Genomic DNA, 7,879 nt, shown 5'->3' with positions numbered 1-7,879 from the left:
GAAAAAAAGCGGCCAGCCTGTAGCGGCTGCCGCGACATTCAGGCCGATGTCTGCAACGGATGGAAGCTGAAGTAGTGCCGCAGGGCCTGCTCCAGTTCAGCGAATTCGCTGGTCGCTCGCAGCAGACTGAATCCGCTGTCGTATTGGTGAGGGGTCAGGTCCTCATGGCACCACAGGCAACAGGCGCTGAAATCGATGAACTGCGCCTGCCCGTCACTGCCGGGGACTTTCACCCGCAGCTCGAACTCGGCACCGATCAGCATCGGCAACTGGCTGATCAACATCAGCCCGTCAGCGGAAATGTTGCCCAGGAAACCGACAGGCTTGTCGGTAAACCGGTTGAAGACTTTCAAGTAGGACGGCAGTTGATGCCGCTCGATCCGAGGTTCCGTGAACATGCTGGGTATCGCTATGAAAGGTCATTAAGCATGACCGCACTAGTGCTTCGCAACGGGCCTTGAGTAGCGGCTCGTTCTCCCGGATTCGAGGTGCGAGGAAAATCTTCACAAGGATTTCAACGCCACTGCGCAGGCAGGAACCGTGCAGTGTTCGAACAACCTGTACAAATGTTAGCTCAAGCACGAGGGGCAATTACACTGCCCCTGACCGGTATCGCTTACAACGCGGTGCGGCGCACTTGTGCTGCACCGTTTGCCGGGTAATGCCCCAGTTGCTGCAGGGTGTCCAGGCGGGCACGAGCACGGTAGGCGTATTCGCTACTGGGGTACTGGGTAATGATGAACTGATACGTCTGGGCCGCGTCGACGAACAACTTCTGGCGTTCCAGGCATTGCCCGCGCAGCATCGAAACTTCCGGCTGGATGTAACGCCGTGCACGGCTGTCGCGGTCGACCTGGCTCAACTCGAGCATCACGCTCTCGCAGTTGCCGCGGTCATAAGCGCGGTAGGCGTTATTCAAATGATGGTTCATGGACCAGCGGGTGCAGCCGACAACACTGACGGCCAGGGCAGCAATGAGTACGAATCGCATGGGGTATCTCCTGTCTTGTGCAGTGTATCGACTCATCGGCAAAAATCTTCAAGGTTGTTGCGGTAAACAAACAAAGCAATAAGTAGTGCAAACGAACAATGACTACAACTTCGGAGCATAGTAGCCTCTCGTTGCGCTTGAACTCAGGAGTCCGTGCATGTCCGTTCGTCGTACCAAAATCGTTGCCACCCTTGGCCCGGCCAGTAACTCGCCGGAAGTTCTCGAACAGTTGATTCTCGCGGGCCTGGATGTTGCCCGTCTGAACTTCTCCCACGGCACTCCGGACGAGCACAAGGCTCGCGCCAAACTGGTCCGCGACCTGGCCGCCAAGCACGGCCGCTTCGTGGCCATCCTCGGCGACCTGCAAGGCCCGAAGATCCGCATCGCCAAATTCGCCAACAAGCGTATCGAACTGAAGATCGGTGACCAGTTCACCTTCTCCACCGTGCACCCGCTGACCGAAGGCAACCAGGACATCGTCGGCATCGACTACCCGGATCTGGTCAAGGATTGCGGCGTCGATGACGAACTGCTGCTGGACGATGGCCGTGTGGTGATGCGCGTGCAAACCGCCACTGCCACCGAGCTGCACTGCGTGGTGACCGTCGGCGGCCCGCTGTCCGACCACAAAGGCATCAACCGTCGTGGCGGCGGCCTGACCGCTCCGGCCCTGACCGAAAAAGACAAGGCCGACATCAAGCTGGCCGCCGAAATGCAAGTCGACTACCTGGCCGTGTCCTTCCCTCGCGATGCTGCCGATATGGAATACGCGCGCAAGCTGCGTGACGAATCCGGTGGTACTGCCTGGCTGGTGGCGAAGATCGAACGCGCCGAAGCCGTGGCCGACGACGAAACCCTCGACGGCCTGATCAACGCCAGTGACGCCGTGATGGTGGCCCGTGGCGACCTGGGCGTGGAAATCGGCGATGCCGAGCTGGTGGGCATCCAGAAGAAAATCATTCTCCACGCTCGCCGCCACAACAAGGCAGTGATCGTAGCGACCCAGATGATGGAGTCGATGATCCAGAACCCGATGCCGACCCGTGCCGAAGTGTCCGACGTGGCCAACGCCGTGCTCGACTACACTGATGCGGTCATGCTCTCGGCAGAAAGCGCCGCCGGTGCCTACCCGCTGGAAGCGGTCCAGGCCATGGCGCGGATCTGTGTCGGTGCGGAAAAGCACCCCACCAGCAAGACCTCCAGCCACCGCATGGGCAAGGTGTTCGAAAGCTGCGACCAGAGCATCGCCCTGGCGGCGATGTACACCGCCAACCACTTCCCAGGCGTGAAGGCCATCATCGCCCTGACGGAAAGCGGCTACACCCCGCTGATCATGTCGCGCATCCGTTCTTCGGTGCCGATCTATGCCTACTCTCCACACCGTGAAACCCAGGCGCGTGCAGCCATGTTCCGCGGCGTCTACACCATCCCGTTCGACCCGGCTTCCCTGCCTCCGGAGCAGGTCAGCCAGGCTGCGATCGACGAGTTGCTCAAGCGCGGTGTCGTAGAAAAAGGCGACTGGGTGATTCTCACCAAGGGCGACAGCTACCACACCACCGGCGGCACCAACGGCATGAAGATCCTGCACGTTGGCGACCCGATGGTCTGAGCCCTGGCTCGCTGAACGCAAAAGCCCCGGCGGTGAAAACCCCGGGGCTTTTTTTATCTCCGTCCTACCCTTTAACGACAGGCATCAGCCTTTGGCGAGAAACCCCGACAATGCGGCGATGGCCTCTGGCGAGCGCAAACGCTGAGTGAACTGCACGCCCTCTTCTTCTATCACCTGGCGCAGTTGCTCACGATAGGGAGCCTTCATCAGGCGCTTGCTCACCTGCACCGCTTCCGGCGCCAGTTGGCTAAAACGCAGAGCCGCCTCTCTGGCTTTGGCCAGGGCTGCCGCGCCATCTCCCAGGGCCGCAGTGGCAATACCCCAGGCCGCCGCCTGTTCCCCACTGAAACCTTCGCCGAGCAGCAACAACTCAGCGGCCTTGGCCTGTCCCAGCAAGCGCGGCAGGATCAGGCTCGAGCCAAACTCCGGGCACAGCCCGAGGTTGACGAACGGCATGCGCAGCCGTGCATCACGGCTGACATAGACCAGATCGCAATGCAGCAGCAAGGTAGTGCCAATGCCCACGGCCGCGCCGGCCACCGCAGCCACCACCGGCTTGCGGCACTCCAGCAGGTTGCGCATGAACTGGAACACCGGGCTGTCCAGATCCCTGGGCGGCTGTTGCAGGAAGTCGGCGATGTCGTTGCCGGCGGTAAAGCACTCGCTGCTGCCGCAGATCAGCAATGCATTGATTTGCGGATCGGCATCCGCCTCGGCCAGGGCTTCGGCCAGACGGCTGTACATGGCACGGGTCAGGGCGTTTTTCTTGTCGGGGCGGTTCAGGCGCAGGGTCAGCAGCCCGCCCTCGCGTTGCAGCTCGATGGCATCGGTCATGAAGATCTCGCTCTGGAAAAATCAGCGCTCAACCACGGGGCAGGAACACATCGGCCAGCAGTTGATTGCGCGGCAGCCCCGCCAGGTACAGGCGCCGGGCAAAGGCATCGACACTGTCGGGGTGCCCGCAGAGTAAGGCCTGGGTTTGCCGGGAAACAAGCCGCAGTTGCGCCAGGGCCGTCGTCAGCTCCGCCCCCTGCCACAGCTCGACACTCAGCTGGGGACGGTTCGCCGCCAGGGCTGCCAAGGGTTTGGCCAGATAATGCTCGGTGGCGTCATGGGCCAGGTGAATGATGCGGATAGGACCTTGGTGATCCTGACGCAGGGCTTCGCGCAGCACCCCGAACAAGGGCGCCAGGCCGGTTCCCGAGGCCAGCAGCCAGAGCGGTCGTTGCTGCCAGTCCGGATCGTAGTGCAAGGCGCCGCCGCGCAACTCGCCCAGGCGGATCGGGTCCCCCGGTTGCAACTGGCGCGCGGCATCGCTGAATTGTCCCGGATGCCGACAGTCCAGATGAAACTCCAGGAAGCGGTCCTCTTCCGGCAGGCTGGCCAGGGAATACGGCCGGGCGATCTGGCTGGCGGTCCACAGCACCAGATGCTGGCCGGCGCGATAACGCAATGGCCGCTCAGGTTGCACACGCAAGCGCAGGACCGTGGGCGATAGCCAGTCGAGCCCGACCACCTGGGCCGGCAGGCCATCGCGCAGCGGATCAAAAGTCTCGACCTGCAGATCCTCCACCACCTGGCACTGACAGGCCAGGCGCCAGCCGCGACGGCGCTGTTCATCGCTCAGGGCATCCGGCCGACTGTCGCTGGGCAGGCCCCGGACACAATGCACCAGGCAGGCATGACAACTGCCGGCACGACAACTGTAAGGCACCGCCACACCGGCCTGATTCAAGGCATCCAGCAGGTTGCTTGCGGGCGCCACCGACCAGCGCCGGTTGCCCACGGTCAATTCAGGCATCGAGGTTTTCCCAGGCGGCGGAACAACGATTGCGGCCGTCGCGCTTGGCCCGGTACAGCGCCTGATCGGCGCGTTGCAGGGCATTGTCCAGATCATCGCCGGCCTGCAGCAGGGTCATCCCTGCCGACAGGCTCAGGTCACGCACATTCAGGCCCACCAGTTGCACCTCCATGAAGGCCAGGCGCAGGCGCTCGCAACAGGAGGTCAGGCGCTCGGCATCACACTCGGGCAACAGCACCACGAACTCCTCACCGCCGTAGCGCGCCAGCACATCGTCGTCCCGCAGGCAGGCCGTGGCCACCGCGGCGAACGCCTGCAGCACCTGATCTCCCGCCGCATGGCCGTGGAGATCGTTGATGCGCTTGAAATGATCCAGGTCGATCAGCGCCAGCCCATGCACCTGTTCCTCGCCCATGGCCTGCAACTCGCGGCTGGCGATACGCAGGAAGTGCCGGCGATTGAACAGCCCGGTCAACTCATCGGTAGCCACCAGGTCCTCCAGTTGTCGCATCATCCCCCGCAGGGTGTCCTGATGGGCCTGCAGGGCAAAACGTCGCTGACGCATGCGCGAACGCGACGCCTGGACATAGGCGGCGTACAGGCACATCCACACCAGCATCACCAGCAGCACACAGACTTGCAGCGCCGCCAGCTGGGGATCATCGAGGACAAAGCGATAGCCGTCCCACAGGTTGACCCCGGCAAAACAGAAGAAGATCAACACCGCGCACCGCAGGTAGGCCCGGCGGGACAAATGAAACAGGCCGAACAGCAGCGGCAGGATATAGAACACCAGGAAGGCGCCCCGGGCCTGATCCAGGTGGGCGATCAGCCAGGTCTGCCAGGCAATGCCCAGAACCACCTGGACTTCGGTCAGGCTGGGGTCGGCAAAGCGCAGGTTGCGTCCGCTGGTGAACACCCAGTACAGCAGTCCCTGACTGGCCAGCACCAATGCGCTGCCCATCAGTGCACTGCTGATGGAGGCGCGAGAGTGCCCCGTAAGAACCGCCAGCCAGAACAGCAGCAGGATCAGTCCGTAGGTGCCCGCAGCAATGGTGAAGCGCTTGAATAACAAGCTCTGGATGGCTTTATGGGTCAATCGTTGACTCACCGTGAGAAAGGAGGCTTAAAGAGTTTCCTACCCTGCAGGCCAGTTGCCACTTTAGTGCTGCGCCCGGCAAATGACTATCCAAATTTTAAGCCGTGTTCTGCGGTTTCGCCGCTGATTCACGCAAGAACAGTGCCCATCCGATGGGCGACTTTCGTTTGCCTGGCTGGCGGGTGTGCCGGGCCCCCAGGCGCGGTATACTGCCGCGCCTTTTTAGCGTCGCGCCAGTTGTCTGTCCGGCGTGCCTTAGAAGGTGTCTGCAACCGACCGATACACCCTGCTGCAGCCACCTTATTAAATGTTCCCGTCTTTTAGAGGAGCGCGACTCATGACCGTGATCAAGCAAGACGACCTGATTCAGAGCGTTGCCGACGCCCTGCAGTTCATTTCCTACTACCACCCCGTGGACTTCATCCAGGCGATGCACGAGGCCTACCTGCGCGAGGAATCGCCGGCCGCTCGTGACTCCATGGCACAGATCCTGATCAACTCGCGCATGTGCGCCACCGGCCACCGGCCGATCTGCCAGGACACCGGTATCGTCACCGTGTTCGTTCGCGTGGGCATGGACGTGCGCTGGGACGGCGCCACCATGAGCCTGGACGACATGATCAACGAAGGCGTGCGTCGCGCCTACAACCTGCCGGAAAACGTCCTGCGCGCTTCCATCCTGGCCGACCCGGCAGGCGCTCGGAAAAACACCAAGGACAACACCCCGGCAGTGATCCACTACTCCATCGTTCCCGGCAACACCGTGGAAGTGGACGTGGCGGCCAAGGGCGGCGGCTCCGAGAACAAATCGAAGATGGCCATGCTCAACCCGTCCGACTCCATCGTCGACTGGGTCCTCAAGACCGTGCCCACCATGGGTGCCGGCTGGTGCCCACCGGGCATGCTGGGCATCGGCATCGGCGGCACCGCCGAGAAGGCGGCGGTGATGGCCAAGGAAGTGTTGATGGAGTCCATCGACATCCACGAGCTCAAGGCTCGCGGCCCGTCCAACCGCATTGAAGAAATGCGCCTGGAGCTGTTCGAGAAGGTCAACCAACTGGGCATCGGCGCCCAGGGCCTGGGTGGCCTGACCACCGTGCTCGACGTGAAGATCATGGACTACCCGACCCACGCCGCCTCCCTGCCGGTGTGCATGATCCCCAACTGCGCCGCCACCCGTCACGCGCACTTCGTGCTCGACGGTTCCGGCCCGGCCGAACTGGAGGCACCGCCTCTGGACGCCTACCCGGAAATCGTCTGGGAAGCCGGTCCTTCGGCGCGTCGTGTCAACCTCGACACTCTGACGCCGGAAGACGTGCAAAGCTGGAAACCGGGCGAGACCGTGCTGCTCAACGGCAAGATGCTTACCGGTCGCGACGCGGCGCACAAGCGCATGGTGGAGATGCTGAACAAGGGTGAAACCCTGCCGGTAGACCTCAAGGGTCGCTTCATCTACTACGTCGGCCCGGTCGATCCGGTAGGCGACGAAGTGGTAGGCCCGGCCGGCCCGACCACCGCCACGCGGATGGACAAGTTCACCCGGCAGATCCTCGAGCAGACCGGCCTTCTGGGCATGATCGGCAAGTCCGAGCGTGGCCCGACCGCCATCGACGCGATCAGGGACAACAAGGCCGTGTACCTGATGGCCGTTGGCGGCGCCGCTTACCTGGTGGCCCAGGCGATCAAGAAGTCCAAGGTCCTGGCCTTCGCCGAACTGGGCATGGAAGCGATCTACGAGTTCGAGGTCAAGGACATGCCAGTGACTGTCGCCGTGGACAGCAAGGGCGAGTCGGTCCACATCACCGGTCCTGCCATCTGGCAGAAAAAGATCAGTGACAGCCTGGCAGTAGAAGTGCAGTAAGCCCTTCTCCCGTTTGGCCAAAGCGGCGGCGCTGTTGAGACAACAGCCCGTCGCTTTTTTTATGGCGCGCCCTTTCGCGACACTGTCGGCGATCAACGTTCCACCCGGCGCTCATGCTATCGTTCCCGCCCCCATTGCAGCCTGCCCCGACTCATGGCCCAGATCTCTCGCCCTCTACGCTTGACGTTCTATATCCTGGTTATTCTCGCTGGCACCGTCATCAGCGCCGGTCTGGCCATGCGCCACGCCGAACGCCAGACGCTGGTGGAGGATGCCGCCCGCGCCAATGAACAGCTGGGGCTGTATGCCAACTCCCTGCATACCCTGATCGAACGCTATCGCGCGCTGCCGGCGGTGCTGGCCCTGGACCCGGAGCTGCGCGCGGCACTTCAGGGCCCGGTGACGGCAGACACCCAGGATGCACTGAACCGCAAGCTGGAAAAGATCAACGGTGCCGCCCGCTCCTCGACCCTGGAACTTTTGAACCATGAAGGCCTGGCCGTGGCGGCCAGCAACTG

At 62.5% G+C, this 7,879-nt stretch carries 7 protein-coding genes and 1 pseudogene; 3 read left to right on the top strand and 5 right to left on the bottom strand.

Translation table 11 applies throughout. From position 1 onward, the window contains the following. Window positions 1-38: 38 nt before the first annotated feature. Window positions 39-398: a PilZ domain-containing protein gene (locus tag BLX41_RS18790; protein WP_123726099.1), complete on the bottom strand. Its 360-nt coding sequence runs from the start codon at window positions 396-398 to the stop codon at window positions 39-41. 218 nt (window positions 399-616) lie between these two features. Continuing rightward, on the bottom strand, window positions 617-991 hold the full coding sequence (locus BLX41_RS18785; RefSeq protein WP_123726098.1) for a tol-pal system YbgF family protein: 375 nt from the start codon (window positions 989-991) through the stop codon (window positions 617-619). 157 nt (window positions 992-1,148) lie between these two features. On the opposite strand from BLX41_RS18785, the gene pyk reads away from it, so the two are divergent. Next, complete coding sequence (gene pyk, locus BLX41_RS18780) at window positions 1,149-2,600, top strand: pyruvate kinase (protein ID WP_123726097.1); 1,452 nt, start codon at window positions 1,149-1,151, stop codon at window positions 2,598-2,600. Window positions 2,601-2,684: 84 nt separating this feature from the next. Here the strand turns inward: pyk and BLX41_RS18775 are convergent, their stop codons facing one another. The 3 genes from BLX41_RS18775 to BLX41_RS18765 are packed head-to-tail and all read right to left on the bottom strand — an operon-like array spanning window position 2,685 to window position 5,500. Next, entirely contained in the window at window positions 2,685-3,434 is a 750-nt protein-coding gene (locus BLX41_RS18775) for an enoyl-CoA hydratase-related protein (protein ID WP_123726096.1), read from the bottom strand. 28 nt (window positions 3,435-3,462) lie between these two features. Beyond that, window positions 3,463-4,401, bottom strand: a complete 939-nt coding sequence (locus BLX41_RS18770; protein WP_123726095.1) for an iron-sulfur-binding ferredoxin reductase — start codon at window positions 4,399-4,401, stop codon at window positions 3,463-3,465. Further along, window positions 4,394-5,500, bottom strand: coding sequence for a GGDEF domain-containing protein (locus BLX41_RS18765; RefSeq protein ID WP_123726094.1), 1,107 nt, complete (start codon window positions 5,498-5,500; stop codon window positions 4,394-4,396). Before BLX41_RS18765 ends, BLX41_RS18770 begins: the two co-directional genes overlap by 8 nt. Window positions 5,501-5,837: 337 nt before the next feature. Between BLX41_RS18765 and BLX41_RS18760 the strand changes: the two genes are divergently transcribed. Both BLX41_RS18760 and BLX41_RS35695 read left to right on the top strand, forming a co-directional pair. Next, window positions 5,838-7,361, top strand: a complete 1,524-nt coding sequence (locus BLX41_RS18760) for a fumarate hydratase (protein WP_123726093.1) — start codon at window positions 5,838-5,840, stop codon at window positions 7,359-7,361. Window positions 7,362-7,514: 153 nt separating this feature from the next. Then, window positions 7,515-7,879: pseudogene (locus BLX41_RS35695) on the top strand (sensor histidine kinase); the annotation flags it as partial.

The sequence above is a fragment of the Pseudomonas protegens genome (assembly GCF_003732485.1).
GTDB classification, from domain to species: Bacteria; Pseudomonadota; Gammaproteobacteria; order Pseudomonadales; family Pseudomonadaceae; genus Aquipseudomonas; species Aquipseudomonas protegens_B.
Note: the sequence above shows the minus strand (reverse complement) of the source record. Positions and strands in the feature narration are given on the sequence as shown.